1 protein-coding gene is annotated in these 1,197 nt (G+C 71.2%); it reads right to left on the reverse strand.

The window, feature by feature from the left end; all coding sequences use genetic code 11:
• Positions 1 to 48 precede the first annotated feature (48 nt).
• On the reverse strand, positions 49 to 717 hold the full coding sequence (locus ACTMSW_RS30660) for a C39 family peptidase (RefSeq protein ID WP_441184282.1): 669 nt from the start codon (positions 715 to 717) through the stop codon (positions 49 to 51).
• Between the last annotated feature and the right edge of the window lie 480 nt (positions 718 to 1,197).

A 1,197-nucleotide genomic window follows, 5' to 3' on the forward strand; every position in this document is an offset into this window, starting at 1 on the left:
GGAAGGGCCGGCCCCCGGGTGGGGGCCGGCCCTGTTCTTGCGGGTGTGTCAGGAGATGTAGCCGCGGGTGGCGATCCAGTCGGCGAGGTTGTCGATGTTCATGCGGTAGGTGGCCTGGGTGGGGTCGGCGGAGTCGGCGATGGTGACGGTGTTGCCGTTGTCGCGGTAGCCGATGACGCTGATGTAGTGGCCGCCTTCGAAGGAGTGGGTGGTGCCGTCGGTGTCGGTGGCGGTGCCGGCGATGTTGGCGACCACGGCGCGGCCGTCGTCGACGGTGCCGACGATGTCGGTGCGCAGCTTGTCGGTCTGCTTGTCGTCGGCGCGGGGGGTGCTGATCTCGGTGGAGCGGTAGATGTCCTTACCGGTCTCCTTGTTCAGCACGGGGGTGATGTCGTTGACGGAGTCGGTGCCGGCTTCGGTGGTGCCCATCCGCTGGGCCATGCCGTCGACGTCGATGTCCTTGCCCTGGACGCTGAGGGCGTTGCGGGCGGCGGCGGGGCCGCAGTAGTAGAAGTTCGGCTGGGCCTGGTAGCGGACGTTGAGCTCGCGTTCGCCCTTGCGGTCGGACTTGTCGCTCTTGCGGGTCTGGGTGGTGGTGACGGTCTTGCCGGTCTCGGCCGGGGCGGCGAGGGCGGTGGCGGGTCCGGTGAACACGCCGCCGATGAACGCGGCGCTGGCGCAGGTCAGGGCGGCCTTGTGGAACAGGGTGGTAGCCATGGTCGGGTTGCTCCTTCACATCGGGGGTGCGCGACACACGCAAACGGGGGGTTCTGCGGTGGCATGCCGCGATGCTCTGCGGGGGATCCGGTCCGGCGGCGCGGAGGTGGCCTGCACGGGTCCGGGGGGATGCAACCACCGGGGGTCGGGGGGTCATTGCCCGCCACGCTTCCCGGGGGCGGGCCCTGCGGTGCGGCCCGGGGATGTAACCGGGGGAGCCGGTCGGTCATTCCTTGCCGGCTCCCGGTGGACCGTGTGTGCGGCCCGGGGATGTAACCACGGCGGGCGGGCAATCGTTCCCGCCGGGCCGGGACCCCGTGTGGGCCGGTTCTGGTGGCGCGGTCTGCCAGATACAACGACCCGCCCCCGCCCCGGATTCCACCCCCGGCCGGCCCCGCCCACTGGACACCGCACCCGAAACCAGACATCGGACGCAGACAGGGACCGTCCGCCGACCTGGCAGGACGGGTCCCCAGGGGG

The sequence above is a fragment of the Micromonospora sp. BQ11 genome, from assembly GCF_052068135.1.
Classification (GTDB): domain Bacteria; phylum Actinomycetota; class Actinomycetes; order Mycobacteriales; family Micromonosporaceae; genus Micromonospora.

Excerpts from the sequence above, each read along its gene's own strand:
- ACTMSW_RS30660 (WP_441184282.1), bottom strand. The coding sequence starts at position 717 with ATGGCTACCACCCTGTTCCACAAGGCCGCCCTGACCTGCGCCAGCGCC.